This window comes from Streptomyces sp. NPDC107575, from assembly GCF_055657265.1.
Genome location: NZ_JBVKBG010000011.1, coordinates 157,787 through 184,751, shown reverse-complemented (window position 1 = coordinate 184,751; position 26,965 = coordinate 157,787). Strand labels below are relative to the sequence as shown.

23 protein-coding genes and 1 pseudogene are annotated in these 26,965 nt (G+C 73.7%); 10 read left to right on the top strand and 14 right to left on the bottom strand.

What is annotated here, in order from left to right; genetic code table 11:
- Nucleotides 1-128 precede the first annotated feature (128 nt).
- On the top strand, nt 129-1,295 hold the full coding sequence (locus ACZ7L4_RS39795; protein WP_472109942.1) for an exonuclease SbcCD subunit D: 1,167 nt from the start codon (nt 129-131) through the stop codon (nt 1,293-1,295).
- A complete protein-coding gene (locus tag ACZ7L4_RS39790; RefSeq protein ID WP_472109941.1) occupies nt 1,292-4,381 on the top strand; it encodes an AAA family ATPase in 3,090 nt (1,029 codons plus the stop codon). The genes ACZ7L4_RS39795 and ACZ7L4_RS39790 overlap by 4 nt, the downstream gene beginning before the upstream one ends.
- A 67-nt stretch (nt 4,382-4,448) precedes the next feature.
- Here ACZ7L4_RS39790 and ACZ7L4_RS39785 read toward each other — a convergent pair whose 3' ends face one another.
- Together ACZ7L4_RS39785 and ACZ7L4_RS39780 are read right to left on the bottom strand one after the other, a co-directional pair.
- Nucleotides 4,449-4,688: a chaplin gene (locus ACZ7L4_RS39785; protein WP_450813283.1), complete on the bottom strand. Its 240-nt coding sequence runs from the start codon at nt 4,686-4,688 to the stop codon at nt 4,449-4,451.
- Nucleotides 4,689-4,804: 116 nt separating this feature from the next.
- Entirely contained in the window at nt 4,805-5,281 is a 477-nt protein-coding gene (locus ACZ7L4_RS39780; protein ID WP_472109940.1) for a hypothetical protein, read from the bottom strand.
- A gap of 66 nt (nt 5,282-5,347) precedes the next feature.
- Here ACZ7L4_RS39780 and ACZ7L4_RS39775 point away from each other — a divergent pair, with 66 nt between their 5' ends.
- Nucleotides 5,348-6,190 (top strand): SDR family oxidoreductase, encoded by an 843-nt coding sequence (locus ACZ7L4_RS39775; protein ID WP_472109939.1) that lies wholly within the window; start codon nt 5,348-5,350, stop codon nt 6,188-6,190.
- A gap of 3 nt (nt 6,191-6,193) precedes the next feature.
- On the opposite strand, the gene ACZ7L4_RS39770 is transcribed toward ACZ7L4_RS39775, so the two are convergent.
- Together ACZ7L4_RS39770 and ACZ7L4_RS39765 are read right to left on the bottom strand one after the other, a co-directional pair.
- Entirely contained in the window at nt 6,194-7,882 is a 1,689-nt protein-coding gene (locus ACZ7L4_RS39770) for a DUF885 domain-containing protein (protein ID WP_472109938.1), read from the bottom strand.
- Between the two features lie 20 nt (nt 7,883-7,902).
- Nucleotides 7,903-8,400, bottom strand: coding sequence for an Lrp/AsnC family transcriptional regulator (locus ACZ7L4_RS39765; RefSeq protein WP_472109937.1), 498 nt, complete (start codon nt 8,398-8,400; stop codon nt 7,903-7,905).
- A 51-nt stretch (nt 8,401-8,451) separates the two neighbouring features.
- On the opposite strand from ACZ7L4_RS39765, the gene ACZ7L4_RS39760 reads away from it, so the two are divergent.
- Nucleotides 8,452-9,717: a trans-sulfuration enzyme family protein gene (locus ACZ7L4_RS39760; RefSeq protein ID WP_472109936.1), complete on the top strand. Its 1,266-nt coding sequence runs from the start codon at nt 8,452-8,454 to the stop codon at nt 9,715-9,717.
- Here ACZ7L4_RS39760 and ACZ7L4_RS39755 read toward each other — a convergent pair.
- The 3 genes from ACZ7L4_RS39755 to pdxR all read right to left on the bottom strand — a co-directional run bounded on the left by ACZ7L4_RS39755 (nt 9,629) and on the right by pdxR (nt 14,165).
- Nucleotides 9,629-10,915, bottom strand: coding sequence for a GNAT family N-acetyltransferase (locus tag ACZ7L4_RS39755; protein ID WP_472109935.1), 1,287 nt, complete (start codon nt 10,913-10,915; stop codon nt 9,629-9,631). The genes ACZ7L4_RS39760 and ACZ7L4_RS39755 overlap by 89 nt on opposite strands.
- Nucleotides 10,916-11,016: 101 nt before the next feature.
- The gene (locus ACZ7L4_RS39750; protein WP_472109934.1) at nt 11,017-12,597 is read right to left on the bottom strand and encodes an alkaline phosphatase D family protein; all 1,581 of its coding nucleotides are present in this window, start codon (nt 12,595-12,597) and stop codon (nt 11,017-11,019) included.
- A 125-nt stretch (nt 12,598-12,722) separates the two neighbouring features.
- The gene (gene pdxR, locus ACZ7L4_RS39745) at nt 12,723-14,165 is read right to left on the bottom strand and encodes a MocR-like pyridoxine biosynthesis transcription factor PdxR (protein WP_472109933.1); all 1,443 of its coding nucleotides are present in this window, start codon (nt 14,163-14,165) and stop codon (nt 12,723-12,725) included.
- A gap of 102 nt (nt 14,166-14,267) precedes the next feature.
- Between pdxR and ACZ7L4_RS39740 the strand changes: the two are divergent.
- A pseudogene (locus ACZ7L4_RS39740) lies at nt 14,268-15,104 on the top strand (DMT family transporter); the annotation flags it as partial.
- A 51-nt stretch (nt 15,105-15,155) separates the two neighbouring features.
- Here the strand turns inward: ACZ7L4_RS39740 and ACZ7L4_RS39735 are convergent.
- Nucleotides 15,156-15,986, bottom strand: coding sequence for an alpha/beta fold hydrolase (locus tag ACZ7L4_RS39735; protein WP_472109932.1), 831 nt, complete (start codon nt 15,984-15,986; stop codon nt 15,156-15,158).
- 153 nt (nt 15,987-16,139) lie between these two features.
- Between ACZ7L4_RS39735 and sigJ the strand changes: the two genes are divergently transcribed.
- Nucleotides 16,140-17,021, top strand: coding sequence for an RNA polymerase sigma factor SigJ (gene sigJ, locus ACZ7L4_RS39730; RefSeq protein ID WP_472109931.1), 882 nt, complete (start codon nt 16,140-16,142; stop codon nt 17,019-17,021).
- Nucleotides 17,022-17,224: 203 nt separating this feature from the next.
- Complete coding sequence (locus ACZ7L4_RS39725; protein ID WP_472109930.1) at nt 17,225-17,986, top strand: GntR family transcriptional regulator; 762 nt, start codon at nt 17,225-17,227, stop codon at nt 17,984-17,986.
- A gap of 15 nt (nt 17,987-18,001) precedes the next feature.
- On the opposite strand, the gene ACZ7L4_RS39720 is transcribed toward ACZ7L4_RS39725, so the two are convergent.
- From ACZ7L4_RS39720 to ACZ7L4_RS39710, 3 genes are all read right to left on the bottom strand, one after another.
- The gene (locus ACZ7L4_RS39720; RefSeq protein ID WP_472109929.1) at nt 18,002-19,159 is read right to left on the bottom strand and encodes an ROK family protein; all 1,158 of its coding nucleotides are present in this window, start codon (nt 19,157-19,159) and stop codon (nt 18,002-18,004) included.
- A gap of 130 nt (nt 19,160-19,289) precedes the next feature.
- Complete coding sequence (locus ACZ7L4_RS39715; RefSeq protein ID WP_399238251.1) at nt 19,290-19,940, bottom strand: response regulator; 651 nt, start codon at nt 19,938-19,940, stop codon at nt 19,290-19,292.
- A gap of 25 nt (nt 19,941-19,965) precedes the next feature.
- On the bottom strand, nt 19,966-21,183 hold the full coding sequence (locus ACZ7L4_RS39710; RefSeq protein ID WP_472109928.1) for a sensor histidine kinase: 1,218 nt from the start codon (nt 21,181-21,183) through the stop codon (nt 19,966-19,968).
- 108 nt (nt 21,184-21,291) lie between these two features.
- Here ACZ7L4_RS39710 and ACZ7L4_RS39705 point away from each other — a divergent pair, with 108 nt between their 5' ends.
- From ACZ7L4_RS39705 to ACZ7L4_RS39695, 3 genes are all read left to right on the top strand, one after another.
- Nucleotides 21,292-22,215 carry an ABC transporter ATP-binding protein gene (locus ACZ7L4_RS39705; RefSeq protein WP_472109927.1) on the top strand — a complete coding sequence of 308 codons (924 nt, stop codon included), beginning with the start codon at nt 21,292-21,294 and terminating at the stop codon, nt 22,213-22,215.
- An 11-nt stretch (nt 22,216-22,226) separates the two neighbouring features.
- Nucleotides 22,227-22,961: an ABC transporter permease gene (locus ACZ7L4_RS39700; protein ID WP_472110025.1), complete on the top strand. Its 735-nt coding sequence runs from the start codon at nt 22,227-22,229 to the stop codon at nt 22,959-22,961.
- A gap of 87 nt (nt 22,962-23,048) precedes the next feature.
- A complete protein-coding gene (locus tag ACZ7L4_RS39695; protein WP_472109926.1) occupies nt 23,049-23,846 on the top strand; it encodes an SAM-dependent methyltransferase in 798 nt (265 codons plus the stop codon).
- Nucleotides 23,847-23,850: 4 nt separating this feature from the next.
- Here the strand turns inward: ACZ7L4_RS39695 and ACZ7L4_RS39690 are convergent, their stop codons facing one another.
- The 3 genes from ACZ7L4_RS39690 to purB form a co-directional block, all read right to left on the bottom strand.
- Nucleotides 23,851-24,876 carry a bile acid:sodium symporter family protein gene (locus ACZ7L4_RS39690; RefSeq protein WP_472109925.1) on the bottom strand — a complete coding sequence of 342 codons (1,026 nt, stop codon included), beginning with the start codon at nt 24,874-24,876 and terminating at the stop codon, nt 23,851-23,853.
- A 90-nt stretch (nt 24,877-24,966) separates the two neighbouring features.
- Nucleotides 24,967-25,515 (bottom strand): G/U mismatch-specific DNA glycosylase, encoded by a 549-nt coding sequence (gene mug, locus ACZ7L4_RS39685; protein ID WP_472110024.1) that lies wholly within the window; start codon nt 25,513-25,515, stop codon nt 24,967-24,969.
- Entirely contained in the window at nt 25,512-26,951 is a 1,440-nt protein-coding gene (gene purB / locus ACZ7L4_RS39680) for an adenylosuccinate lyase (protein ID WP_472109924.1), read from the bottom strand. The genes mug and purB overlap by 4 nt, the downstream gene beginning before the upstream one ends.
- Between the last annotated feature and the right edge of the window lie 14 nt (nt 26,952-26,965).

The following is a 26,965-nucleotide window of genomic DNA, read 5'->3' as shown; positions in this document are numbered from 1 at the left end:
TCAAGCTCTGCCGCGATTGAGTAGCGGGGTCCGGGGCAGAGCCCCGAGACGTGATCCACATCCGCCGCAACAGGTCACCCGGGCGTAACCCCCCGCCATGTCAGACCCACCCGTTAGCCTCGTGCACCATGAGGTTCCTGCACACATCCGACTGGCACCTGGGCCGCTCGTTCCACCGCGTGAACATGCTCGACGCCCAGGCCGACTTCGTCGCCCACCTCGTCGCCACCGCCCGCGAGCGCGGCGTCGACGCCGTGGTCGTGTCGGGTGACGTGTACGACCGGGCGGTGCCGCCGCTGGCCGCCGTGGAGCTGTACGACGACGCGCTGCACCGCCTCGCCGAGCTCGGCGTGCCCACGGTGATGATCTCCGGGAACCACGACTCGGCGCGCCGCCTCGGCGTCGGCGCGGGCCTCATCGGCCGGGCCGGCATCCACCTGCGTACGCAGCCGTCCCGCTGCGGCGAGCCGATCGTGCTGCCGGACACCCATGGAGACGTCGCGTTCTACGGCCTGCCGTACCTCGAACCGGCGCTGGTGAAGGACGAGTTCGGCGTGGCGAAGGCCGGGCACGAGCAGGTGCTCGCCGCCGCCATGGAGCGCGTGCGGGCCGATCTCGCGGAGCGCCCCGCGGGCACCAGATCCGTCGCCCTCGCGCACGCCTTCGTGACCGGGGGCGCGCCCAGCGACAGCGAGCGGGACATCACGGTGGGCGGGGTCTCGGCGGTGCCGTCCGGCGTCTTCGACGGGGTGGACTACGTGGCGCTCGGTCATCTGCACGGCAGCCAGGTCATCGGCGAGCGGGTCCGCTACTCGGGCTCCCCGCTGCCGTACTCGTTCTCGGAGGCCGACCACCGCAAGAGCATGTGGCTGATCGACCTCGACGCCGAGGGCGCGGTCACGGCCGAGCGCCTCGACTGTCCCGTGCCGCGCCCGCTGGCCCGCCTCCGCGGCGACCTCCAGGATCTCCTCGACGACCCGGCCCTCGCCCGGCACGAGGAGTCGTGGGTGGAGGCGACGCTCACGGACGCGGTCCGGCCCGACGACCCGATGGCCCGCCTCACCGACCGCTTCCCGCACACCCTCAGCCTGCTCTTCGACCCGCGCCGGGTGGACGAGGAGGAGCCGGACGCCAGCTACGCGGAGCGCCTCAAGGGGCGCGACGACCACGAGATCGCGGAGGACTTCGTGACCCACGTCCGGGGCGCGGGGCCCGACGAGAACGAGCGGGCGGTGCTGCGGGCCGCGTTCGACGCCGTACGCGCGGACGAAGTGGTGCGCGAGGTGGCCAGGTGAGGCTGCACACACTCACGATCACGGCGTTCGGGCCGTTCGGCGCCACCCAGAAGGTCGACTTCGACGAGCTGTCGGCGGCGGGACTCTTCCTCCTGCACGGACCGACGGGCGCGGGCAAGACCTCCGTCCTCGACGCGGTCTGCTACGCGCTTTACGGGTCCGTGCCCGGCGCCCGGCAGGGCGGCAGCGGCCAGGGCCAGAACCTGCGCAGCGACCACGCCGAGGCGGGCGTGCGCACGGAGGTCATCCTCGACCTGACCGTCGCGGGCCGCCGCCTGGAGGTCACCCGGCAGCCGCCCCATCTGCGTCCGAAGAAGCGTGGCACCGGCTTCACCACGGAGAAGGCGCAGAGCTGGCTGCGCGAGTACGACGCCGTGGCGGCGAAGTGGAAGGACCTCAGCCGCTCCCACCAGGAGATCGGCGAGGAGATCACGCAGCTGCTCGGCATGAGCAAGGACCAGTTCTGCCAGGTGGTCCTCCTCCCGCAGGGCGACTTCGCGCGCTTCCTGCGGGCCGACGCCGAGGCCCGCGGCAAGCTGCTCGGCCGCCTCTTCGACACGCACCGGTTCGCCGCGGTGGAGCAGCGGCTCGCCGAGGACCGCAAGGCCGCGCAGAAGCAAGTGGCCGCGGGGGACGCGGAGTTGCTGGCGGACGCGCACCGTATGCAGCAGGCGGCGGGGACCGTCGTGGAGCTGGACCCCGTCGACGCGGCGCCGGGCGACCCCGGTACCGCGGACGCCGTCCTGACCTGGGCGGCCACGGCCCGCTCGACCGCGCGCGAACACTTCACGCACGCCCATCTCGCCCTGGACGCCGCGGAGTCGGCGCGGATCGCGGCCCAGCGCGAACTGTCCGAGACGACGGAGACGCACCGCCTGCAACTCCGCTTCGCGCAGGCCCGCGAGCGGCAGGCGTCCCTGGACGAGCGCGCCGAGGAGCACCGCGCGATCCAGGACCGCATGGACCGCGCCCGCAAGGCCGCGACGGTGGAGCCGGCGCTGGACCTCCGGGAGGAAGCGGAGGCGGCGCACTGGACGGCCCTGACGGAGGACCGGCGGGCCCGGCAGGAGCTGAGGGCGGAGTGGCCGGAGGGTGCGCGCTGGGCGGATGACGGTTCGGTGGCGGACGGCGCGGGTGACGCAACCGCAACCGGAGACCCCGACATCCCGACCTCACCCGAGGCGCTCACCGAGGCCGCCCGGCGTGTCGCTCATGAACTCGGTGGACTGGACGCGGCGCGGCGCGCCGAGCGGCGGCTCGCGGAGCTCACGCGCGAGCGCGCCGACCTCGACCGCGAGGAGCGCGCCGACACCGATCTGCTCGCCGACACCGAAGGCTGGCTCGACGGCTGGGACGCCCGGCGCTCCGACCTCCAGGCCCGCGTCGACGAGGCGCAGGACGCCGCGACCCGCGCCGAACACCTCGCGGGGCAGCTCGAACCGGCCCGCAAGCAGGCCCGCGCCGCCGTCGAGCGCGACCGGCTCGCCGAGCGCGCGGAATCCGCCGACGCCGACGCGCTGCGCGCCCGCGAGGAGTCGGCGGCCGCGCACGAGCACTGGCTCGGCCTGAAGGAGCAGCGGCTGCGGGACGTCGCCGCCGAGCTCGCCGAGGCCCTCGTCGACGGCGAGGCCTGCACCGTCTGCGGCGCGACCGAACACCCGGCGCCCATGCGGAAGTCCGAGGGGCACGTCGACCGGGCCGCCGAGGAGGCCGCGCTCGCCGCCTACCGCGCCGCCGACACGCGCCGCACCGAGGCGGACCGTGCCCTGGGCGGCGTACGGGAGGAGCTGGCGGCGGCGAAGGCCGCGGCGGGGGAGGCGCCCGCCGCGCAACTCGCCGAGGCGGCCCGCGCGTGGGCGGAGCGACACGCCGAGGCGCACGCCCTCGCGGCCACCGCGCATCCCGCCCGCGAGGCGCTCGCCCGCGCCGAGGCCGAGCACGACCGTCGCCTCGCCGCCCGGCAGGAGGCCGCGCAGCGGACGGCGGGCCGGACCTCGCTTCGTGAGGCGCTCGACCGTGAACAGGCCGGTCTGGAGGGGGAGTTGGCGCAGGCGCGCGGCGGCGCGGAGAGCGTCGAGGCGCGCGCGGGGCAGCTGGAGCGCCGGGCCGCGCTGCTCACCGAGGCGGCCGAAGCGGCCCGCGCCGTCGAGGACACGGCGCGTCGGCTCAAGGACGCGGACGCGCGACTCGCCGACGCCGCGTTCCGGGCCGGGTTCGACACACCGCAGGCGGCGGCCGTCGCCCTGCTCGACGATGCCCGGTACCGGGAGCTTCAGCACCGCCTGGACGCACGGCAGTCGGAGGAGGCGGCCGTCCGCGCGGTGCTCGCCGAGGAGGACACCGCCGAGGCGGCCCGCGGACCGGCGGCCGATGTCGCCGCGGCCCAGACCGCCGCGCAGGCGGCCGACGCGCGCGTGCGGGCCGCGGGTTCCGCGCGCGACGCGGCCCAGCGCCGCTGCGCCGACCTCGACCGGCTCTCCCGCCGCGCCGCCACCGAGGCCCGCCGCCTCGGCCCGCTGCGCGAGACGTACGACCGGGTGGCCCGCCTCGCGTCCCTCGCGGCCGGCACCGCCGCGGACAACGAGCGCAAGATGCGCCTGGAGTCGTACGTGCTGGCCGCCCGACTGGAGCAAGTGGCGGCGGCGGCGACCGCGCGCCTGCGCCGCATGTCCTCGGGCCGCTACACCCTGGTGCACTCCGACTCGCTTGCGGGGCGCGGCCGTTCGGGTCTCGGCCTGCATGTCGTGGACGCGTGGACGGGCCGCGAGCGGGACACGGCGACGCTCTCCGGCGGCGAGACCTTCTTCGCCTCGCTCGCCCTGGCGCTCGGCCTCGCGGACGTGGTCACGGACGAGGCGGGCGGCGTCCGCCTCGACACGCTCTTCATCGACGAGGGCTTCGGCAGCCTGGACGACCAGACCCTCGACGAGGTCCTCGACGTCCTCGACTCCCTGCGCGAGCGGGACCGCAGCGTGGGCATCGTGAGCCACGTCGGCGACCTGCGGCGCCGTGTGCACGCGCAGCTGGAGGTCGTGAAGGGGCGGGACGGCTCGGTGGTGCGCCAGCGCGGGATCCCGGGCGTGTAAAAGCCCCGCGCCGGTCCCCGGCCAGAAGGCCGGGCCGGCGCGGGGCGTCACCGCACGGGGGTGTGCGTCACTTGTTGACGCAGAGGTTTCCGCCGGCCGGGTTGAGCAGGCCGACGACGTTGAGGCTGTTGCCGCACGCGTTGACCGGGACGTGGACCGGGATCTGAAGGTTGTTGCCGGAGACCACACCGGGCGAATTCTGAGCCACGCCAAACGGGTCGGTGTCGGCGGCGGCCAGGCCGGCGGTTCCGAGGACGGCGATACCGGCCGCAGCTGCCGTGAGACCCAGCTTGATCATGGTCGACATGAAGACTCCTTGGGTGAGACGGAAGAATGACGGATACGCGTTCCGTCACCACCCAGGCACTCACAGTTTCGGCCGGTTCGCCTCTCGAGAGGTCCGATCGCGGTGCGCCGGACGGGTCAGCGGGCCCGCTCGGCGCGCCTGCCCACGGCCGCCAATCGGCGGACCATCAGTGCGCGGTGCCCGCCCGAGCGGATCACCAGGAGCCGGTAGACCTTGCCGAGCGGTCCGGGGAACGCCGCGTACGTCCGGGCGCGCAGCAGCGTGCCGCCGGGGCGCTCGGACAGGTCGAGGGTCAGCTCGTAGCGCGAGTAGAAGTGGCGTCCGACGAGCCGGGCCGAACGGCCGGGAACGACGTCGGTCACCGCGAAGCCCGGGAGCGTCGAGCCCTCGGTGAGCGGTGCCCCGTGCGAGCGCAGCGGCCGCGCGCCGATGAACCTCGCGTACGTCTCGAAGCTCCGGCCACCGGTGCTGCCGAACTCGGCGGCAAGGACCGGCCACACCCGCTCGGCGGGCGCGTCGACCACGATCCGGTGCTCGTCGACGAAGGGCGGGCGGGGCGGTGCGGTGGCGCGGGCGGCAGGGGCTGCGTCCATGAAGTCAGCATAGGCGGGCGGGAATTCGGTTCAGGTCGAAGGGGTCGGTCGGGCATGATCCGGGACATGCCGAAACTCCCCCAGCCCACCCCGGCCGAACTCCGCCGCGACCCCCTCCCGCTGCGTGGCCGCACCGCGCTCGTCACCGGTGCGAGCCGGCGCGGCGGCATCGGATTCGCCGTGGCCCGCCGCCTCGTCGCGTACGGGGCGGGCGTGTATCTGCACCACCACGTGGCGCACGACGAGGCGATGCCGTGGGGCGCCGACCGGCCCGCCGACGTGGCCGACGCCGTGCGGGCCGTGCGCGGCGATCAGGACGCCGTGGTGGCGCACGGCCCGGCGGACCTCACCGAACCCGACGCCCCCGCACGCCTGATCCGGGACGCCGCCGAAGCGCTCGGCGGACGGCTCGACATCGTCGTCGCCAACCACGCCCTCAGCGGCTCCGACGGCACGCTCGACACCGTCGACGCCGCGATGCTGGACGCCCATTGGGCCGTCGACGCCCGCTCCGTGGTGCTGCTCGTGCAGGCCTTCGCCCGGCACCGGGATGCGGTGCCGGGCGGCCGCGTCGTCATGATGACCTCCGGTCAGGACATCGCCGACGGCATGCCGGGCGAGATCGCGTACGCCCTGCAGAAGGGCGCGCTCGCGTCGATCACACGCTCCCTCGCCACGACCCTCGCCCAGCAGTTCGTGACCGTGAACACCGTCAACCCCGGCCCCGTGGACACCGATTACCTCGACGGAGAGGCGTACGACTCCATCGCCGAGCTGTTCCCCGCCAAGCGGTGGGGGATGCCCGACGATCCGGCGCGGCTCATCGCGTGGCTGGCCACGGACGAGGCCGCGTGGATCACCGGACAGGTCATCGACTCGGAGGGCGGCTTCCGCCGAACACTCGGTTAGCCACTACAACTTCGACAGCTCGTCCACCAGGTCGTCGAGCCCCAGCGAGCCCTGTGACAGCGCCGCCATGTGCCACGCCTTCGCGTCGAAGGCGTCGCCGTGTGCGGCCTGCGCGCGCTCACGGCCGAGGAGCCACGCCCGCTCGCCCAGCTTGTAGCCGATCGCCTGGCCCGGGATCGACAGGTAGCGGGTCAGCTCGCTCTCCACGAAGTCCGCGGGGCGGCTGCTGTGCGCGCCGAAGAACTCCTGCGCGAGGTCGGGCGTCCAGCGCTCGCCGGGGTGGAACGGCGAGTCCGCCGGGATCTCCAGCTCCAGGTGCATGCCGATGTCGACGATGACGCGGCAGGCCCGCATCATCTGCGCGTCGAGGTAGCCGATCCGGGTCTCCGCGTCCGTGAGGAAGCCCAGCTCGTCCATCAGCCGCTCCGCGTACAGCGCCCAGCCCTCCGCGTTCGCGGAGACGATGCCGAGCGTCGCCTGGTAGCGGGACAGGTCACCGGCGACATGGGCCCACTGGGCGAGCTGGAGATGGTGGCCCGGCACACCCTCGTGGTACCAGGTGGACACCAGGTCGTAGACGGGGAAGCGGGTCTGGCCCATCGTCGGCAGCCAGGTGCGGCCGGGGCGCGAGAAGTCCTCCGACGGCGGCGTGTAGTAGGGGGCCGCCGCGCTGCCTGCGGGGGCGATGCAGGACTCCACCTGCCGCACCCGGTCGGCGAGTTCGAAGTGTGTGCCGTCGAGCGCGCCGATGGCCTCGTCCATCAGCTTCTGCAGCCACTGCCGGACCTCGTCGACGCCCTCGATGTGCCGCCCGTGCTCGTCGAGGTGCGCGAGCGCCACCCACGGTGTCGCGGCGCCGGGCAGGATCTTCTCGGCCTCCGTGCGCATCTCGGCGAGCAGCCGGTGGAACTCGCTCCAGCCGTACGCGTACGCCTCGTCCAGGTCGAGGTCCGTGCCGTTGTAGTAGCGCGACCAGCGTGCGTAGCGCTCGCGGCCCACCACGTTCGGGGCGCCCTCGATGGCGGGCGCGTACACGTCCCGCAGCCAGTCGCGCAGTTCGACGGTCGCGGCGTCCGCGGTGCGGGCCGCCTCGGCCAGCTCGCCGCGCAGAGCCTCGGGCCCGGCGGCCGCGAACTCCTCGAACCAGCCCTGCCACTCGTCGAGCTGGCCGATGAACGTCTCCGTCGGCCGCGGCGCCGCGTGCAGCTTGCGGTCCAGGCCGAGCGCGAGGGTCTCCCGGTAGCCGGCGAACGCGGCGGGCACCGCGCGCAGCCGCTCGGCGATCGCCGCCCAGTCCTCGTCCGTGTCGGTCGGGGTGACCGTGAACACCTCGCGCACATTGTGGATCGGGGAGCCGAGGTTGGAGACCTCGCGCAGGTGCTCGTCCGCCTCGTGCACCGCGAGCGTCGCGGTCAGGCGCTCGCGCAGCAGCCGGGCGCAGCGCCGCTCGACGTCGCTGTCGGCGCCGGGCGCGCGCTCCGCCTCGTCGAGCCCGGCGAGGGTCTCGCGCGCGAGGTCCGCGACGGCGGCGAGTCCGGTGGGGGAGAGGTCGGGCAGCCTGCTGTGGGACTCCCGGACGCCCAGGAACGTGCCCTCGACGGGATCGAGGGCGACCATGGCGTCGACGAAGGCGTCGGCGACCTGACGGGGCAGTCGGGCGGTGGGGGACTGGGAGCTCGCGGTGTGTGGCATGCGACACATCCTCGTACGCGTCAGGTGGTCGCGTCACCAAGATTCGCCGCAGGCGGAAGCAGCGGTCCGCACTCCCACTGCTGGAAGATCAACCGGGTCTCGACGCGCGCCACTTCGGGGCGCGAGGTGAACGAGTCGAGCACGAGCCGCTGCAGATCGGCCATGTCGTGGACGGCGACATGCACCAAGTAGTCGTCGGGCCCGGTCAGATGGAACACGGTGCGGGCCTCGGGCAGCGCGCGGACCCGCTCGACGAACGGCCCGACGAGCTCCCTGCGGTGCGGGCGCACCTGCACCGAGAGCAGCGCTTCCAGGCCGCGGCCCAGCTTCGCCGGGTCGAGCCGCAGCACGTGCCCGAGGATCACGCCGCCGCGCCGCAGCCGGTTCACCCGGTCGAGGCACGTGGACGGCGCGACGCCGACCTGCGCTGCAAGGTCCCGGTACGTGGTGCGGGCGTCGTTCTGCAGCAGCCGCAGTATGTCCAGGTCGACCGGATCGAGTACGACGGAGTCGGTCATCGGCCGAACGTAGCACGGGAGTTGAACCACGGGCCCCGCCCGTTGTTCAGGATGCCGACCATGGATACGCACTGGGACATGAGCGGCGCCCGTACCCGGGCCTTCGCCACCGAAGCCGTGCACGCGGGCCGCGACGACCTCGCCGCCCTCGGTCTGCACGCCCCGCCCCTCGACCTGTCCACCACCTATCCGTCGTACGACACCCGCGGCGAGGCCGCCCGCATCGACGCGTTCGCCGCCGACGGCGCCCTCGACGACGGGCCGCCCGTCTACGGCCGCCTCGGCAACCCGACCGTCGCCCGCTTCGAGACCGCGCTCGCCCGCCTCGAAGGCACGGACAGCGCGGTCGCGTTCGCGAGCGGCATGGCGGCGCTGACGGCGGTGCTCCTCGTCCGGCTCGCGGCGGGCCTGCGCCATGTCGTCGCGGTCCGCCCGCTGTACGGGTGCAGCGACCATCTGCTGACGGCGGGGGCGCTCGGCTCCGAGGTGACCTGGGTCGACCCGGCGGGGATCGCCGACGCGGTACGTCCCGACACCGGCCTCGTCATGGTGGAGTCGCCCGCCAACCCGACGCTCGCGGAGGTCGACCTCGCGGCCGTCGCGCACGCCTGCGGTTCGGTGCCGCTGCTCGTCGACAACACGTTCGCGACGCCCGTGCTGCAGCGGCCCGCCGGGAGCGGCGCCCGGCTCGTCCTGCACAGCGCCACCAAGTACATCGGCGGACACGGGGACGTCCTCGGCGGCGTCGTGGCCTGCGACGAGGCGATGGCGCGCGAGCTGCGCAAGGTGCGCTTCGCGACCGGCGGGGTGCTGCACCCGCTCGCCGGATACCTGCTGCTGCGCGGGCTTGCCACCCTGCCGGTACGCGTGCGTGCCGCCTCGGCGACGGCCGCCGAGCTCGTCGGGCGGCTCGCCGCCGACCCGCGCGTCACCCGCGTCCACTACCCGCGGATCGGCGGTGCCATGGTCGCCTTCGAGGTCGCCGGCGACCCGCACGCGGTGACCGCCGGAGTCGAACTGATCACCCCGGCGGTCAGCCTCGGCAGCGTCGACTCGCTGATCCAGCACCCGGCCTCGATCAGCCACCGGGTGGTCGCCGCCGACGACCGCAGGGCGGCGGGCGTCGGCGACAGGCTGCTGCGGCTCTCGGTCGGCCTGGAGGACGTCGAGGACCTGTGGGCGGACCTGGACCGGGCGCTGGGCGCCGGGGCCGGATCCGCCCGCGCCGTCAGCGGTGCTGCTCGGCCGGCTCGTACGCGCCCTCGTTCGCGTACGGACGCGGGGACGCCACCGGCGCCGCATCGAGTCGGGCGGTGATCACCAGCGTGCCCTCCTCGATCTGGTAGTCGAGGGGCAGGCCGAGGCCGCGCATCGCCGCGACCATGCCCGTGTTGGCCGACCGCGTCACCGCGTACACGCCGTCGCAGCCCGCCTCGACCGCCATCGAGACCAGGCGGCCGAGGAGTTCGGCGCCGATGCCCCGGCGCTGCCAGTCGTCCTCCACGAGCAGCGCGACCTCGGTCTCGTCGCCGTCCCACAGCAGATGGCCGAGGGCCACTATCCGGCCCGACGCCGTCTGCGCGGCCAGGGTGCGGCCGTGGCGCGGGCTGAGCAGGTGGTTCAGATAGCGGTCCGCGTCGGCGACGGGCCCGTGGTAGCGGTTGGCGAGCGTGGCCTGCGAGCACCGCTCGTGCATCGCCCTCGCCAGGGCGAGGTCGCCGACGTCGGCGCGCCGCACGGTGATGTCGTTGCCCTCGGGCAGGGTCAGGACGTCCTGGCCGTCCGGCACCCGCGGGCCGAGCCGGGTGTCCAGCTCCACGAGGGCGCGGGCCCGGGCGAACTCGGTCGGCGTGAACGGCAGTTGCGGCCGCTCCACCGCGATGACCCCGCCCTCCGGGGTGCGCAGCCGCAGCACGGTGTCGTCGAAGCCGCCCTCGACCGGCGCCCCGGACGCGGCGGCGGCCTTCGCGGGCAGCTGCCTGATGGTGCAGCGGCCCAGCAACTGACGCAGCGCGAGCGGGAGTTCTGCGGCGTCCAGGGCCGTGCGGGTGGCGAGGCCGAGGATCCGGGTGGGGGCGTCCACCAGGTCGTGGGCGTCGGCCCGCTCGACCCAGGTGTCGGCGCCGCCCGCGCCCGCGACGGCCCCGGCGAGCTCGTCCGAGGTCAGCTCCTCGGGCGCGCGCAGCAGGAACTCGTCCACGGTGCCTTCGGCCAGCGGGTGCGTCTGAAGGCTCAGGATGTCCACCCGCGCGCGGGCGAGCACAGTGCACAGCGCCGCCAGCGAACCGGGCTCGTCCCGCACGGTCGTCCGCATCCGCCACAGCGCGCTGCTCGCCGGGTCGAGCGGCCCGGCCGCGGCCTCCGGGGAGGCGGGCGGCCGGGCGCCGGTATCCGCCGTCGGTGGCGCGTGCTCCTGGCGTTCTGACCGGAGCAGACGGAAACCGGCGGCGGCCACGGCGAGCAGGGCGGCGGCGCAGCAGAGGACAACAGTGACAACTTGCGTCTCATTACTCATGAGTCCACTGTGCAGGACCGGTGTTGCGTGATCACAAACGCTTTGTGACCGACTGGTTAAGCGTGCTTATGTCGGTTTTCGGACGCCAGGCCTCCGGTGGGTCACTGGCCCACCCGCCCCGGCTGCAAGGTCTGGGAGAACAGCACGTCGCCGCCCTCCTGCCGCAGCCGTACGGTGAGTTCCCCGCTGCCGCCGTCGATCTCGACCTCGCCGAAGTACGGCGGGGTCTCGGCCGGCGAGGTGTTGTTGCGGTCCGGCGCCTTGATGAAGACCTGCCGCGGGCCGAACGTCCCGTCCAGCTTCAGCGCCTTGAACCCGCCCGCCGCGAGCGGCCCCGACACGAACTCCCAGAACGGCTCGAAGTCCTGATACGCCGCGTTCGACGGCTCGTAGTGCTGCGCCGACGTGTAGTGCACGTCGGTCGTCAGCCACAGCGTGCCGGTGATCCGCTCGTGCTTGATGTGCCGCAGCAGCTCGGCGAGCTGCAGCTCGCGCCCGAGCGGCGCGCCCGGGTCGCCCTGCGCGACCGCCTCGAAGTTCGTGCCGTCCGGGACGACGAGCCCCAGCGGCATGTCGGAGGCGATCACCTTCCACACGGCGCGCGAACGCGACAGCTCCCGCTTCAGCCACGCGAGCTGCTCGGCGCCGAGGATCCCGGTCGCGTCCTCGGTCTGCCTGCCGGTCGAGTTCGCGTTGCGGTACGTCCGCATGTCCAGCACGAACACGTCCAGCAGCGGGCCCTGCCGCAGCACCCGGTACACGCGGCCGTCCGCGTCGCCCGGCGGCAGCGTCGAGATCGGGAAGTACTCGCTGAACGCGCGCAGCGAACGGGCCGACAGCACGTCGACGTTCTTCTCCGTGTAGCGCTCGTCGCTGAGGATCTGGCCCGGGTACCAGTTGTTGTGCACCTCGTGGTCGTCCCACTGCGTGATCGTGGGGACCTGCGCGTTGAAGCGGCGCAGGTTCTCGTCGAGCAGGTTGTAGCGGAACGCGCCGCGGAACTCGGCGAGGGTCTCGGCGACCTTGGACTTCTCCTCGGTGGTCACATTGCGCCACACCCGCCCGTCGGGCAGCGTCACGCTCGGCAGGATCGGGCCGTCGGCGTAGATGTTGTCGCCGCTGCACAGGAAGAAGTCCGGGTCGAGGGCGCGCATGTCCTCGTACACGCGGTAGCCGCCGCGGTCCGGATTGATGCCCCAACCCTGCCCGGCGATGTCACCCGACCACAGGAACCTCACCCCGTCCCGGCGCGACACCGACGCCGTGCGGAAGGTCCCCTCGACGGGCTCGCCGGTGCGCCGCGGGTCGTCCGGGTCGGCGAGCCGCACCCGGTAGTGGATCTGCTCGCCGGGCGGCAGACCGCGCAGCCGGGTCGTCCCGGTGAAGTCGGTGTCGGGTCCGATCAGCGGCCCCCGCCATCTCGTCACCTTCTTGAACGAGTCGGTGGCCGACGTCTCCACGACCATCCGCGCGGGCCGGTCCGAGCGCACCCACACGAGCCCGGAGTGCGCGCCCACGTCGCCCGCCTGGACGCCCCAGCCGGCCTTCGGCCGCCCGGACAGCGCGAACGCGGGCGCGGCCGCCCCGCCGATCGCCGGAAGGGCCAGCGCCGCGGACGTGGCGAGCGCGCCGCGCAGCACGCCGCGACGGCCGGGCAGGGGAGCTTGTGGACGGTCTGACATGGACGCCTCCAGTGACGGTCTCGACGACAGCACGGTGCCATGGCCTGCGCGCGGCGCCGCGCTGCCACTCCTACTGCGGCGCCACGGCGCACACGCGAACCCCAAGTGAACAACTGTCCCCACCGTCAAGGGAACCGGGCGCGCACAGCCGCCTGTGCCAGGAGACGTACCCCCTCGGCGATGCGGGCCGGGGGCAGATGCGCATAGCCGATCACCAGGGACACGCCGTCGCCCGGGCCGCCTCCTCCGTAGTGCTCCAGCGCGCGGACGGACACTCCGGCGGACGCGCAGCGGTCCAGGAGTTCCTGGCGGGGGCCGTACCGCTCGGGGAGCGTGGCGATGGCGTGCAGGCCGGCCGCGATGCCGGACACCTCGGTGCCGGGCAGGTGCTCGCGCAGCGCCGTCACCAGGGCGTCGCGGCGCTCCTTGTAGGCGCGTTGGCAGCGGCGCAGCTGGCGGTCGTAATCGCCGCGCTCGACGAAGCGGGCGAGCACCGCCTGGTCGAGGGCCGGGTTGCCGAGGTCCATGTAGCGCTTGCGCGCGACGACCTCGTCGGTCAGCGCGTCCGGCACGACCAGCCAGCCGAGCCGCAGCCCCGGCGCCAGCGACTTGCTCACCGAGCCGGTGTACGCGACGTGCTCGGGGTCGAGCCCCTGCAACGCGCCCACGGGAGCGCGGTCGTAGCGGAAGTCGCCGTCGTAGTCGTCCTCCACGACCAGGCCGCCCACCCGCCGCGCCCAGGCGAGGAGTTGCGTCCTGCGGTGCGCCGAGTACGCGATGCCCGACGGGAAGTGGTGCGACGGCGTGGTGACCGCCGTACGGACCCCGGACTCCCGCAGCGGCCCCATGGCGAGCCCCTCGGCGTCCATCGGGAGGCGCACCGCCCGCGCGCCCACCGTCGCGAACAGGTTCTCGTACTGCGGGCTCCCGGGGCTCTCCACACCGATGCCGTGCTGCCCCCGCGCGCGGAGCACGATGCCGAGCAGCGTCACCGCCTGCGTCACCCCGGAGCACACGATGATCCGCTCCGGGTCGGCCACCACGCCGCGCCGCCGGGCGAGCAGTTCGGCGAGGGCCGTGCGCAGGCGGGGGAGGCCGCGCGGGTCCGGGTAGCCGAGGGCGTGGTGCGGAAGGTCGGCCAGGACCGCGCGCTGCGCCGCCGACCACGCCGCGCGCGGGAACAGCGACAGGTCCGGGGTGCCCGCCACGAAGTCGGCCCGCACACCGGTCGACGGGCGGGGTGCCAGGTCGCTCGCGCCCGGCGCTGCCGCCCGCGCCGCCTCGCCCACCCACGTCCCCGCACCCCGCCCGGCGCGCAGATACCCCTCAGCGGTCAACTGCTCGTACGCCTCCGTGACCAGGCCCCGCGACACCCCGAGGTCCCGCGCCAGGTCCCGGCTCGACGGCAGCCGGGTGCCGGGCGTGAGCCGCCCCGAACGCACGGCTTCCCGCAGCGCGGACTGAAGGGAGCGACCACGCGCGCGTGCCGGGGCGGACGACGCGGGCAGCAGCAACTCCCAGGCGGGGGAGGAGGGTTCGCGGGCCTCCGGGGCGGGCGGCTGTGTCATACCGGGACCCTACGGCGGCCCCGGGCGTCCGGGATTGGTCCCCGATACGGCCGTGCGAATGGACCTCGTGACGGACCACCCGTCCTTCTTAACGTCGCCTCCATGAACGCCACTTCGCTTCGAGGCTCCCTGCTCGCCACGTTCGCCTGCGTCCTCGTGGGCGGCTCCTTCACCGCCAACAGCGTCCTGGGCCACTACCCGTACGCCGGTGGCCAGTTCCTCCGCTACGCCGTCGCGTGCCTGCTGCTTCTGCCGCTCGTCGGCAGGGGCGGTCTGCGCCCGCTGAAGCGGCTGACGCCGCGCCAGTGGGGCCGGCTCGCGCTGCTCGCCGCCGTCGGCATGGTGGGCTTCAACCTCGCGGTCCTCGCCGCGGAACGCTCCGCCGAACCGGCGGTACCCGGCGTCTTCGTGGGATGCGCGCCCGTGGTGGTCGCCGTACTGGTGCCCCTGTTGAGCGGAGTGCGGCCGCAACGGGCCGTTCTCTACGGGGCGTTGCTCGTGGCCGCCGGAGCCTTCACGGTCCAGGGCTGGGGGCGCACGGACCTCGCCGGGATCGCCTTCTCCGTCTGCGCGCTGTTGGGCGAGGTCGGCTTCGCGGTGCTCGCCGTGCCGGTGCTGCGCCCGCTCGGCCCCCGGCTGCTGTCCTGCGCGGTGTGCGGGATCGCCGCGGTGGAGGCGGCCGTCGCCGGGATCGTCGTGGACGGCGGCTCCTGGCTGCGCAGGCCGGACGGCGCCGAGTTCGCGGCGCTCGCCTGGCAGGCCGTGGTCGTCACGGTCGTCGGCTTCGTGTGCTGGTACATGGGCATGCAGCGGATCGGCGCCGAGCGGGCCACGCTGTTCTCCGGGCTCATCCCCGTCGCCGCGGCCTGCACCGCGCCGCTGGTCGGCTCGGGGACGTACGGCATCGCCCAGGGCGCGGGCAGCGCGCTCGTCGCCGCCGGGGTCGCCCTGGGCTCGGGGGTGTTCGCGCGGCGGCCGGCGCCTGTGAACTCAGCGGCTGCCGTCGAGGATCACCCGCGCCACCAGCGCCGGGTCGTCGTTCATCGGGACGTGCCCGCAGCCGGGAAGCTTGATCAGGCGGGCCCCCGGGATGACCTGCTTGGCGCGGACGCCCTGGCGGCGCACGAGGAGCCGGTCCCTGACGCCCCACGCGATCGTGACCGGCAGCTCCTGGATGTCGTCCCGGAACAGCACCGAACGCCCGGCCTCCAGCGTCTCCCGGAACCCGGTCGCCTCCCGCAGCGCGATCGTCTCCGCGACGACCGCCTCGGGTGAACGGCGGCCGGGCCGCGCGTAGATGGTGCTGGTGAGCGCCGCGCGCCCCGCCGCGGTGCGGGAGAGCCGCTCGATCACCGGCACCGGCATGGCCCGCGCGCCCGCCCGCATCGCGAGCAGCGTCCCGAAGGCGTAGCGCCGCTCGGCCCCGGTCCAGAACCCGGCGGGGGAGAGCGCCGTGACGGACCGCACGAGATTCTCCCGGCCGAGGTCGAGGGCGAGCAGCCCGCCCAGCGAGTTCCCCGCCACGTGCGGCCGCTCGATCCCGAGATGACGGCAGAACGCGTCGAGGACGGGGATCACGCCCGCCAGGTCGTACGCCAGCCCCTCCGGCAGCGCGGGCGACCTCCCGAAGCCCGGCAGATCCACCGCGATCACGTCCCGCTCCGCCGCGAGGATCGGCAGCACGGGCTGCCAGGCCTCCCAGTGGTGCCCGATCCCGTGCAGCAGAAGCAGCGGCTCACCGCTGCCCGCGCGCTCGTACGCGAGGCGCACGGTGCGGGGCCCTCCGGCGCTCTCGATGCTGAAGGACGCCTCTGTGGCCATGTCGCTCGCTCCCTGTCCCCGCCACGCCGCGACGGTCTCCTTAGACTCCTTGTCAGCAACAATTACCGCTCAGTAGCACTCAGTTCAAGGGGAGTGGCCGAAGTAGTCGTGCGCCCGCTGGACACCGGTCGACGCGTCCTATGGGATGGGAGCGTGGCCACCGACACAGGGATCGATGACTTCGAAGAGCACCGCTCCGTCCTCATGGGCGTCGCCTACCGCATGCTGGGCCGCGTCGCCGACGCCGAGGACGTGGTGCAGGACGCCTGGCTGCGCTGGTCCAGGGCCGACCGGGCGGAGGTCCGCGAACCGCGCGCCTACTTGGTGCGGGTCACCACCCGGCTCGCCATCGACCGGCTGCGCCAGGTCCAGTCGCGCCGCGAGTCCTACGTGGGGCCGTGGCTGCCCGAGCCGCTCGTCACCGACTTCGGGCCCACCGTGCCCGACACCGCGGAGCAGGCCGTGCTCGCCGACTCCGTGTCGCTCGCGGTGCTCGTCGTCCTGGAGTCCCTCTCGCCGCTGGAGCGCGCGGTGTTCGTGCTGCGCGAGGCCTTCGGCCTGACCTACGCGGAGATCGCCGGGACGCTGGAGCGCGGCGAGGCCGCCGTGCGGCAACTCGCGGCCCGCGCGCGCAAGCACGTCGACGAGCGCCGGCCCCGCTTCGACGTCGACCCGGCCCAGCAGCGCGACCTCACCGAGCGCTTCCTGGCCGCCGCGACCGAGGGCGACCTCGACGGGCTGATGGCGATGCTTGCCCCGGACGCCCGGCTCGTCGGCGACAGCGGCGGCAAGGCCAGGGCGCCGCTGCGGGTCATCGAGAGCGCCGACAAGGTGGGCCGGTTCGTGCAGGGCGCCGTGCGGCAGGGCGGTGCCGAGGGCTTCGAGCTCAGCATCGTGGAGTTCAACGGCACCCTCGGCGTGCTCGTCACAGGGAACGGAAAGCCGGACTCCGTCCTCCAACTCGGCCTGCAGGAGGGCCGCATCCAGCAGATCTACATCGTGCGCAACCCGGACAAGCTCGGCTCGCTCGCCTAGCCGCCGCCCCGGTCTCGGGACCAGGCCCGCCCCCGTCGTACGCACGGGGGCGGGCCTGGTGCGTTCCGGCACGTGAGAACCGCGACGACGATTGGTATTGACCAAGTTCCGAGAACGGTCCTACTCTCGCAGGGATAGGCAGGAACCTTTAATAAACAAGGGCGATAAAAAGCCGCCAGGGCACGGCTGTTGCGGAGGACAGGGTGGGGACCACGCAGTTGGAAGCGGCTCCGGAGCCGAAGTACTGGCACCTGAAGACCGTGCTCACCGATGCGCTCGACTCCGAGTTCACGGTGGGCGAGATCCTGCCGAACGAGCGGGACCTCGCGGCCCGCTTCGGTGTCGCCCGCGCGACCCTCCGCCAGGCCCTGGAGCAGCTGGAGCTGGAAGGCCGACTGCAGCGCCGCCGCGGCGTGGGCACCACGGTCGCACCGCCCCGGATGGGCGTCGCCGTCGCGTCGAACGACCGGGACTGGCCCGGCGGCAGCGCGGACGCGTGGCAGGCCGTCGACTCCACCGTCGAGGTCCCGCCGAGCGCCGTGGCCGCGGCCCTGGAGACCGGCCCGGACACCGAGGTGCACGTCCTGCGCCGCACGCGCGTCTCGCACGGCCAGCCGGTCGCCGCCGAGCTGCTGTACGTCCCCGTCGGCGCGGACCCCGACCTGACGGCGGTCGACGCCGCGTCCGGTGCCGCACGCGCGCGTGCGGTCGTGCGCGAGCTGCAGCGCCTCGGGCTCGACGGGGAGGACCGCGCGGTCGAGCTGGGCTCGGCGCGCGCCGACGACGCGAAGGAGCTCGACCGGCTGCCGGGCGCCCCGGTGCTCGTCGTCACGACCCGCTACTTCAGCCGCGGCACGACCGCCGCGGTCTCGGTGGCGACCTACCGCGCGGACACCTGCCGGCTCACCTTCGGCGACACGGCGGGCGTGGAGATCCACCACGCGCCGGAGACGCGGGCTTCGTAGCGTCCCGGCCGGCGCTCAGCGGCGGGCCGTGACCGTGCTCTCCGTCGCGAAGAGTTCCTCTTCCACATGGTCGAGCGCGAGCCGCAGCGCCCCCGTGGCCACGGCCGCCTCGCCCAGCGTCGACAGCGTCACCCGCGGCGGCCGCAGGCAGTAGCGCTTCAGCTCCCGCCGCAGCGGTTCGAGCACGCCGTCGAGGCCCGCGGCCCAGCCGCCCACCACGACCAGTTCCGGATCGAGCGCGAGCACCAGCGCCGCGACGTCGTGCACGAGCCGCTGCAGGAACCGCTCGACCGCCGCCGTCGCCCGGTCGTCGCCCTCGCGCGCCAGCGTGAACACCTTCGCCACGGCGAGCTCGTCCAGCGGGTGCAGTGGCTCGTCCGTGGTGGACAGCAGCGCCTCGGGCCGCACCTCGCGGCCCAGCAGGTGCAGCGCGCCGATCTCCCCTGCGGCGCCCCCGAAGCCGCGGTGCAGCCGGCCGCCGATCAGGGCGCCCGCCCCGGGGCTCAGGCCCGCGAGGACGAACACCATGTCGTCGGTCTCCACCCCCGCACCCTTCCAGTGCTCGGCCACGGCCGCCGCGTTCGCGTCGTTCTCCACGAGCACCGGGCACTTGAAGGAGCGCCGCAGCCGCTCGCCGAGCGCGAGCCCGGTCCAGCCCGGGAGCGCGGTGCCGAGCCGCACCGACCCGTCCGCCCGCACGATCCCCGGACTGCCGACACCGACCGCCCGCAGCGAGGCACGGGCCACGCCCGCGTGGCGCAGCAGATCGGCGACGGTGCCGCGCAGCTTCTCCAGGCGCTCGTCCGCCGGTGCGGCCTCGTCGACCTCCTTGGACGCAGAATCGAGCACCCTGCCGTCCAGCGCCGAGAGCACTGCGGTCACCCGGTGCGCGCCGATCTCCAGGCCGAGCAGATGCCCGGCCTCGGCGCGGAAGCGGAACTTGCGCGCGGGCCGGCCCTGCCGCCGCGTGCCGGGCTCCTCGACCGTGGTCTCCACGACGAGTCCGGCCACCATCAGCCCCTCGACGACACCCTCCACCGTGGGCCTCGACAGGCCGGTGACGCGGGTGACCTCGGTGAGCGTGGCGAAATCGGTGGAGCGCAGCGCGTGCAGCACCACCGCGGAATTGATCCGCCTGAGCAGAGAGGGGTCCCCGCCGGTCAGCCGCCCCACCGTCGTCCTCCCCGCAGTCGCGCGTGTTCGCCGGATGGTACCCGCAGCCACGGGCGGCGGCGAGAGTCGGGTGCACCTCTGTGACGTACGGTGCTCAGCCGCGCGCGGCCGAAACCGTGCAGGTCGGACGTCATCCCGGCGCCACGAACCCCGACTCGTACGCCGCGATCACCGCCTGCGTCCGGTCCCGCGCGCCCAGCTTCGTCAGCACCGCGCTGACATGCGACTTGACCGTCTCGGTGCCGACGATCAGGTCCGCGGCGATCTCGGCGTTCGACAGGCCGCGCGCCATGAGCCGCAGCACCTGCTCCTCGCGTTCGGTCAGCGCCGCCCGCTCCAGCGTCTCGCGGGCCGCCGAACTCCCGTACTCCGAGGCCAGCTTGCGGACCGCGGCGGGGAACAGGAGCGACTCGCCCGCCGCGACGAGCCGCACCGCGTGCACGATCTCCTCGGGGCGCGCCCGCTTCAGGAGGAAACCGTCGGCGCCCGCGCGCAGCGCCCCGTACACGTACTCGTCGTTCTCGAACGTGGTGATCACGAGGATCTTCGGCGGCCGCTCCGCGCCGCGCAGCACCGCGCGCGTGGCCTCGATCCCGTCGAGCAGCGGCATCCGGACGTCCATGGCGACCACGTCGGGGCGCAGCTCCCGGACCAGGGGGACGACCGCCGCGCCGTCCGCGGCCTCGCCGACCACCGTGATGTCCGGCTGCGCCTCGAGGACCGCGCGCAGGCCGGCGCGGACGAGTGGTTCGTCGTCGACAAGCAGGACGGTCAGCGGCACGCCGCCAGCCTAGATCACCCGATGATCACCCGACGGGCAGTTCGACGTGAACCTGCCACTCGTCGCCAAGGGGGCCCGTCCGGGCGTTCCCGCCGAGCAGCGCCGCGCGCTCGCGTACGCCGCGCAGCCCGCTGCCCGTGCCGCCCTGCCCGGAGCCGCGTCCCGGCGGCAGCGGATTGCGCACCTCCAGGATGAGGCGCCCGTCCGCGACCTGGAGGGTCACGGTGACCGGCACGGTTCCGCAGTGCCGCAGCACGTTCGTGAGCGCCTCCTGGAGGATGCGGTAGCCCTCGCGGGACACCGGCCCCGGCACCGTCTCCAGCGGTCCCGACACCGTCACCTCCACCTTCGCCCCCGAGGCCCGCGCCGAGTCGAGGAGCCGGTCCGCCTCCTGGAGCGTGGGGCGGCTGCCCACCGGCCGCTCCGCCTCGCGCAGCACCAGGAGCACCCGCTCCAGTTCCTCCAGGGCGGCCCGGCCGGTCTCCTCGATGGCGTCGAGGGCCCGGTCGGTGAAGGCCGGATCGCCCGCCGCCCGCGCCGCGCCCGCCTGCACGACGGCGACCGTCAGCGCGTGGCCGATGGAGTCGTGCAGTTCCCGGGCGATGCGATTGCGCTCCAGGAGCTGTTCGGTGCGCTCCTCCAGCGCGGCGAGACGCTCCGCGCCGGACGGGCCGAGGAGCACCTGAGCCGTGCGGGCCGTCAGCCGGCCCGCGCCCGCCACCACGTACACGAGGAAGAGCAGAACGAAGGGGATCGCCACCGCGCACAGCCAGGGAGCCCCCGGCACGGGCAGTGGCGAGACCGAGTCGTCCCGCATGTCCAGCGCGCCGCCGGCCAACTCGATGGTGACTGACGCCACTTGACCCGAGAACAGGCCGACCGAGAGCCCCAGGAACAGCCGGAGCACCAGCCAGGCCGAGGTCCTGCCGCGGTCCTGCCACGACGCCGACGGCGTCACCGAGATCTCGCGCTCCGCACCGGAGCCGGCCCCGCGCGCGTGCTTGCCGGGGAACAGCATCATCCGCGCCTGCAGCCCCTCCGAGCGCCGGATCACCGGAATCGTGCCGAGCAGCAGGAGCAGCGGCACGGGCGTCACGTAGACGAGCACCCAGTCGCGCACCGAGGGGGAGGAGAGCCCCGGGTAGACCATCGCGAACACGAACGCGATCACCGACGAGCACAGCAGATGCAGCCAGCGGGTGTACGTGACCGCACGGGCGAGCGGTCTCAGGAAGCGGGGCATGCCGTCATCGTGCCAGCAGCCCCGCGCCGCCCGGCTCCCCCGCACGGGGGAGGCGAAGTCCACGGGCGGGGGAGGCCCGGAAGCCCCGGCGCGGCCGATTCTGAGGACATGACCAGTATCGACGTCCAGGACCTCACCAAGGTGTACGGGACGACCCGCGCCGTGGACGGCCTCACCTTCCAGGTGGAGCCGGGCCGTGTCACCGGCTTCCTCGGCCCGAACGGCGCCGGCAAGTCCACCACCATGCGCCTCGCCCTCGGCCTCGACCGCCCCACCTCGGGGACCGCGCTCATCGGGGGCCGCCACTACGCCGCGTACGACGAACCGCTGCGCGTGGTGGGCGCCCTGCTCGACCCGCAGGCCGCGCACGGCTCCCGCACCGCGCACGATCATCTGCGGGCGCTGGCCGTCAGCAACCGGATCCCCGCGCGGCGCGTCGACGAGGTGCTCGAACAGGCCGGGATCGCCGCCGTGGCGAAGAAGCGCGTCAAGACGTTCTCGCTCGGCATGCGCCAGCGCCTCGGCATCGCGGCGGCGCTCCTCGGCGACCCCGAAGTGGTGCTGCTCGACGAGCCGTCCAACGGCCTGGACCCCGAAGGCATCATCTGGATCCGGGAGTTGATGCGCGACCTCGCCCGCACCGGACGCACCGTCCTGGTCTCCAGCCACCTCATGAACGAGACCGCGACCTTCGCCGACCACCTCGTCGTCCTCGGTCGCGGGCGGCTCCTCGCCGACACCCCGATGGCGGAGTTCATCGCCGCGCACAGCGCACGCCGCGTACGGGTGCGTTCCACGGATCCCGCGCGCCTGAGAGCCGCGCTCGTGCGCGCCGGACACACGGTGACGCTCGCCGACGACGGCCGCTGCGACGTCGAGGGTGCCACCGCCGCCGACGTGGGCGCGCTCGCCGCCGCCGAGGGCGTGCCCGTCCTCGAACTCGCCGACGAACAGGCCTCGTTGGAGCAGGCTTACCTCGCCCTCACCGCGCACGACACCGAGTTCGCCGCCACGCCCCTCCAGGAGGCCTGACCATGGCCGGGATGTCCGCCAACGCCGTACTGCACGCCGAGTGGATCAAGGTCAGATCGCTGCGCGGCAGCTTCGGCTCGCTGCTCGCCGTCTTCGTCGTGACGCTCGCCATCACCACCCTGACGTACTCCACGATCGGCCAGGAGGAGGCAGGCAACGGCGGGGACCTGCTCTTCGAAGCCTTCTACGCCCTCAACTTCGGGCAGATCGCCGTACTCGCCTTCGGCGCCACGGCAGTCTCCTCCGAGTACCTGAACAACGCGCTGCGCGTCTCGCTCGCCGCCGTGCCGAACCGGAACCTCTTCTACGCCGCGAAGACGGCGGTCGTCGGCGCCTGCGGCCTTGCCGTCGGTCTGGTCACCAGCTTCACCGCGTTCCTCGTGGGCCAGGCGTTCATGGGCCCGTACACGATCGGCCTCGGCGACCCGGGGGCGCTGCGGGCCTGCGTCGGAGGCGGGGTGTACCTCGCGCTCATGGGCCTGTTCGCGGCGGGGCTCACGGCCGTGCTGCGCAGCGCGGTCGCCGTGCTGAGCATCCTCGTTCCGTTCCTGCTGATCGTGTCCTTCGTCATCGGGGACGTCGCGGGCTCGGTCGCCGACTTCCTGCCCGACCGCGCGGGCCAGCAGGTCCTCCACCAGCACGCCGAGGGCTCCCTCGGACCGTGGGCCGGGCTCGCCGTGACCGCGCTGTGGGCGGGGGCCGCGGTGCTCGCCGGCTGGTGGGCCGTGCGGCGCCGGGACGCGTAGTCCTGGCGGGCCCGTCGCGCACTTCATCGAACTCCCGTGCCAAGATGGGATCTTGAGCGGAGACCGGCTACGTACAAGGGAGATCGCATGAGTGACGCCGACGGGTCCAGGCCGGATGGACGGATCTCCAGCCACATCGCGCACAACGCGCGGGTGTGGAACTACTGGCTGGGCGGCAAGGACCACTACGAGGTCGACGAGAAGGTCGGCAACATGGTGACGTCCATGTACCCGAGCATCGGCGAGGTCGCCCGCGCCGACCGCGCGTTCCTCGGCCGCGCCGTCTCCTTCCTCGCGGGCGAGGCGGGCATCCGCCAGTTCCTCGACGTCGGGACCGGCCTGCCGACCGTCGACAACACGCACGAGGTCGCCCAGCGCATCGCGCCGGACGCGCGCGTCGTCTACGTCGACAACGACCCCATCGTGCTCACCCATGCCCGCGCGCTGCTCACCAGCTCCGCCGAGGGCCGGACCAACTACGTGGACGCGGACGCCCGCGACCCGAGGGCGATCGTCGAGGCGGCCTCCGAGACCCTCGACTTCGACCGGCCGGTCGCGGTCATGCTCCTGGGCATCCTGAACTTCGTGCTCGACACGGAGGAGGCCGCGTCCATCGTGCGCGAGCTCGTCGACGCCGTCCCCTCCGGCAGCTACGTGGTGCTCACCCACCCCACCCTCGAACTGGGCGGGGAGGGCAACGAGGCGGCCATGGCCTTCTGGAACGAGAACGCGAAGCCGTCGATCACCGCCCGCACGGGCGCAGAGATCGCGGCGTTCCTCGACGGCCTGGAGTTCGTCGAGCCCGGCCTCGTCTCCTGCGCGCGCTGGCGCGACGACGAGGCCACGCAGGTCGCCCAGTACGGGGTGGTGGCCCGCAAGCCGTGATGATCTAGGCCGCGGCCCCGTGCACCCGGGGCCGCGGTGTCCGGCCCCCCGCCCCGGCCACGATCTTCTGCAACAGGCTGTACGAGAGGATCGGCAGCAGTACCTCGGGGCGGTGGGAGAACCAGCCGGTCGCGAGCACGGCGGCGGCGCTGCTGTTGTTCATGCCGGTGGCGAAGGTGAGCGAGACCGTGTCGGGCCGGTCGCACCGCGTCCAGCGGGACAGCCACCGGCCGCAGCGGAACGTCAGAGCGCACACCGCTCCCGACAGGGCGAGCGCGAGCACCAGCAGGTCGGGGTCCGGGTGGGCCAGCGCCTGCCGCAGCGCGCCGGCCGCGTTGATGTAGCAGAGCAGCAGGATGTTCCCCAGGTTGACGGCCGTGACGGAGGGCAGCGTTCGGCGCACCCGGCCCTCGCCGAGCACGATCCGTACGGCGATCCCGGCCAAGCACGGCAGCACCACGGCGACCAGCGCGAACAGCCCGGCCCCTGTCCGGGCGACCGTGTCGATCCGCGCAGTGTCGTCCAGCGCTCCCGTACCACCGGGGCCGACGAGCGCCCCCGCCACCCGGATCCCGAAGGGGACCGTGAGCGGGCTCAGCAGCGTGGAGCCCATGACCATCGCGACGACCAGCGGGACGTTGCCGCCCGCCGTCTGACCCCAGGACGCGGCGCCCCCGGCGATCGGCATCGCGAGCACCAGCATCAGCCCGACCACGAGCCCCTCGGCCTCCGCCGGATCGGGCCAGGTGCGCAGGCAGAGGGCGACGACCGGCAGCACCAGGAGGGGCAGCAGCGCGTTGGCGGCGATCCCGAGCACGAGCCGCACGGGCCGGCCCGTCACGGCCCGCAGATCCGCGAGGCGCACCCCGAGCCCCGCGTTGAACAGCATCACCGCCAGCAGCACCATCGGCACGTGCAGCGCGGACGCGCGCAGCCGTTCGCCGGGTCCTGGCGCCACCCCGGCCAGCAGGTAGCAGCACACCATCAACAACAGCAGCCGTCGTCGCACGGCGGCGGTCAAGGTCGTCACGCAGCGGAGCGTAGGCATTCCCCTGCGTGAGATCCGGTCGTGTTGGTGCCGACTTGACCAAGCTCTCACCCCGGACGCGTCCGGGACCGACTACTCCTCGGCGGCCGCCTCGCGCAGCCGTGCGTACTCCTCGGCCATCGTCGCCGCCGTCCAATGGGCGTTCAGGCCACTGGGGTTGGGCAGCGCCCACACCCGGGCGCCGCCGATCTTCCGCTCCTGCGGGCCGATCCGCGCCCTGGGTTCACCGAAGGCCGAGCGGTACGCGGTCACGCCCACCACGGCGAGCCAGCGGGGTGTCAGCCGGGCCACCTTCTCCTCCAGGAGCCGGCCGCCCTCCCGGTACTCCTGCGCGCTCAGCTCGTCCGCCCGCGCCGTGGCCCGCGCGACGACGTTCGTGATCCCGAGCCCGTACGAGAGGAGTTCCTGCTGCTCGGAGGGCTTGAGCTGCCGGGGCGTGAAGCCGGACAGGTGGAGGACCGGCCAGAAGCGGTTGCCGGGGCGGGCGAAGTGGTGGCCGGTCGCGGCCGTCATCAGGCCGGGATTGATGCCGCAGAACAACACCGAGAGGCCGCTCGCGACGACGTCCGGAACGAGACGGTCGCGGGCGGCCTCCAGGTCGGCCTGTGTCAGGCGGGTCAGAGGATCGCTCCGGGCGTGTAGCCGGCGGCCTCCGGGTGCTGCTTCGCGATCTCCTCGACGCGGGCCACGAGCTGCGCGACCTGACCGGCGGCGGCGCCCGTGAAGGACAGCTTGTCCGCCATCAGCTCGTCGAGCTGCGCGCGGTCCAGCGGGATGCGGGAGTCGGCGGCCAGCTTGTCGAGCAGCTCGTTGCGCTCGACGCCCTGCTCGCGCATCGCGAGGGCCGAGGCCACCGCGTTCTCCTTGATCGCCTCGTGGGCCTCCTCGCGGCCGACGCCCGCGCGCACCGAGGCCATGAGCACCTTCGTGGTGGCGAGGAACGGCAGGTAGCGGTCCAGCTCACGGGCGACGACGGCCGGGAAGGCGCCGAACTCGTCGAGGACGGTGAGGAAGGTCTCCAGCAGACCGTCCAGCGCGAAGAACGCGTCCGGCAGCGCCACGCGACGGACCACGGAGCAGGACACGTCGCCCTCGTTCCACTGGTCGCCCGACAGCTCGCCGGTCATCGACGCGTAGCCGCGCAGGATCACCATGAGGCCGTTGACGCGCTCGCAGGAGCGGGTGTTCATCTTGTGCGGCATCGCGGAGGAGCCGACCTGGCCCGGCTTGAAGCCCTCCGTGACCAGCTCGTGCCCGGCCATCAGGCGGACCGTCTTGGCGAGCGAGGAGGGGGCCGCGGCCAGCTGCACCAGCGCGGTCACGACCTCGTAGTCGAGCGAGCGCGGGTAGACCTGGCCGACCGAGGTGAAGGCCTGCGAGAAGCCCAGGTGCTGGGCGATCCGCTGCTCCAGGTCGGCCAGCTTGTCGGCGTCGCCGCCGAGCAGGTCGAGCATGTCCTGGGCCGTGCCGACCGGACCCTTGATGCCGCGCAGCGGGTAGCGGTTGAGGAGTTCCTCGACCCGGCCGAACGCGACGAGCAGCTCGTCGGTCGCGGTCGCGAAGCGCTTGCCGAGGGTGGTGGCCTGCGCCGCGACGTTGTGCGAGCGGCCGGCCATGACCAGCTCCGCGTACTCCCCGGACAGCTTGCCGAGGCGCGCGAGGACGGCGACGGCGCGGTCGCGGACCAGCTCGAGGGAGAGGCGGACCTGGAGCTGCTCGACGTTCTCCGTCAGGTCGCGGGACGTCATGCCCTTGTGGACCTGCTCGTGCCCGGCGAGGGCGTTGAACTCCTCGATGCGGGCCTTCACGTCGTGCCGCGTGACCTTCTCGCGCTCGGCGATGGAGGCCAGGTCGACCTGGTCGAGCACGCGCTCGTAGTCGGCGATCGCGTCGTCCGGGACGTCGATCCCGAGGTCCTTCTGGGCCTTCAGCACGGCGAGCCAGAGCTGTCGCTCCAGCTTCACCTTCTCCTCGGGGGACCAGAGGGTGGCGAGCTCGACGGAGGCATAGCGGCCGGCGAGGACATTCGGGATACGGGGCTTTGCAGGCGCAGTCACATGGACGGAGTTTA

What these genes read in the sequence shown, in the direction of transcription:
- ACZ7L4_RS39705 (WP_472109927.1), top strand. Translation starts at nt 21,292, where the DNA reads ATGACCAGTATCGACGTCCAGGACCTCACCAAGGTGTACGGGACGACC.
- ACZ7L4_RS39780 (WP_472109940.1), bottom strand. Translation starts at nt 5,281, where the DNA reads ATGGACGCAGCCCCTGCCGCCCGCGCCACCGCACCGCCCCGCCCGCCC.
- ACZ7L4_RS39765 (WP_472109937.1), bottom strand. Translation starts at nt 8,400, where the DNA reads ATGACCGACTCCGTCGTACTCGATCCGGTCGACCTGGACATACTGCGG.
- ACZ7L4_RS39750 (WP_472109934.1), bottom strand. Translation starts at nt 12,597, where the DNA reads ATGTCAGACCGTCCACAAGCTCCCCTGCCCGGCCGTCGCGGCGTGCTG.
- pdxR (WP_472109933.1), bottom strand. Translation starts at nt 14,165, where the DNA reads ATGACACAGCCGCCCGCCCCGGAGGCCCGCGAACCCTCCTCCCCCGCC.
- ACZ7L4_RS39700 (WP_472110025.1), top strand. Translation starts at nt 22,227, where the DNA reads ATGTCCGCCAACGCCGTACTGCACGCCGAGTGGATCAAGGTCAGATCG.
- ACZ7L4_RS39785 (WP_450813283.1), bottom strand. Translation starts at nt 4,688, where the DNA reads ATGTCGACCATGATCAAGCTGGGTCTCACGGCAGCTGCGGCCGGTATC.
- ACZ7L4_RS39795 (WP_472109942.1), top strand. Translation starts at nt 129, where the DNA reads ATGAGGTTCCTGCACACATCCGACTGGCACCTGGGCCGCTCGTTCCAC.
- ACZ7L4_RS39710 (WP_472109928.1), bottom strand. Translation starts at nt 21,183, where the DNA reads ATGCCCCGCTTCCTGAGACCGCTCGCCCGTGCGGTCACGTACACCCGC.
- ACZ7L4_RS39770 (WP_472109938.1), bottom strand. Translation starts at nt 7,882, where the DNA reads ATGCCACACACCGCGAGCTCCCAGTCCCCCACCGCCCGACTGCCCCGT.
- ACZ7L4_RS39760 (WP_472109936.1), top strand. Translation starts at nt 8,452, where the DNA reads ATGCCGACCATGGATACGCACTGGGACATGAGCGGCGCCCGTACCCGG.
- ACZ7L4_RS39695 (WP_472109926.1), top strand. Translation starts at nt 23,049, where the DNA reads ATGAGTGACGCCGACGGGTCCAGGCCGGATGGACGGATCTCCAGCCAC.
- ACZ7L4_RS39755 (WP_472109935.1), bottom strand. Translation starts at nt 10,915, where the DNA reads ATGAGTAATGAGACGCAAGTTGTCACTGTTGTCCTCTGCTGCGCCGCC.
- ACZ7L4_RS39775 (WP_472109939.1), top strand. Translation starts at nt 5,348, where the DNA reads ATGCCGAAACTCCCCCAGCCCACCCCGGCCGAACTCCGCCGCGACCCC.
- ACZ7L4_RS39735 (WP_472109932.1), bottom strand. Translation starts at nt 15,986, where the DNA reads ATGGCCACAGAGGCGTCCTTCAGCATCGAGAGCGCCGGAGGGCCCCGC.